The sequence below is a fragment of the Aerococcus sp. L_32 genome (assembly GCF_050689315.1).
Genome location: NZ_JBOEQF010000998.1, coordinates 1 through 679, shown reverse-complemented (window position 1 = coordinate 679; position 679 = coordinate 1). Strand labels below are relative to the sequence as shown.

Annotated in this window: 2 pseudogenes; both read right to left on the bottom strand. The window is 38.0% G+C overall.

Going from position 1 to position 679, the window contains the following annotated elements:
* A pseudogene (locus ACRCJ0_RS17835) lies at positions 1-258 on the bottom strand (3-phosphoglycerate dehydrogenase); the annotation flags it as partial.
* Positions 259-363: 105 nt separating this feature from the next.
* Positions 364-679 (bottom strand): annotated as a pseudogene (locus tag ACRCJ0_RS17830) (3-phosphoserine/phosphohydroxythreonine transaminase); the annotation flags it as partial.

Below are 679 nucleotides of genomic sequence, written 5' to 3'. Positions count from 1 at the left end.
CCCAGGGGTGTTGAAGACAACAATTCCCGCCTCAGTAGCGCGTTGAGTTGGGATATTATTTGTACCCGCACCAGCTCGCGCAATCGCTTTTAATGAATCGTTAAATGTCATATCATGCAGATTTTTTGAACGCAAAATCAATGCATCTGGATCATCATTTTCATTAATAGCATATTTTGCTCGTTCAAAACGTTCTATACCCTCAGCAGCAATCGCATTATAAGTCGTTAATTGATAAACATTATCTTTTAATTCCATTTGTTCAATAATTCCTCCATACTTTATAGCGGGCACAACATCCGGTTACATGTCGGTTGATTACGCTCATTACAATGTAAGCCGACTATTTAAGTCGTTGACAGACTATTTATTTTCTTCTTCAAATGATTTCATAAATGCTACTAGTGCTTTAACCCCTTCTAATGGGAAAGCATTATACAAACTAGCGCGCATACCACCCACTGAACGGTGACCTTTTAATTGTTTGAACCCAGCAGCATCCGCTTCAGCGATAAATTTCTTATCTAATTCAGGATCATTCGTTAAGAATGGTATATTGGTTAATGATCGGTCTTCTACTTTTACATGATTTACAAATAAATCAGATTGATCAATGTAGTCATACAATAAGTTCGCACGTTCCTTAGCGTTAGCATACATGGCTTCTTGTCCGCCTTGC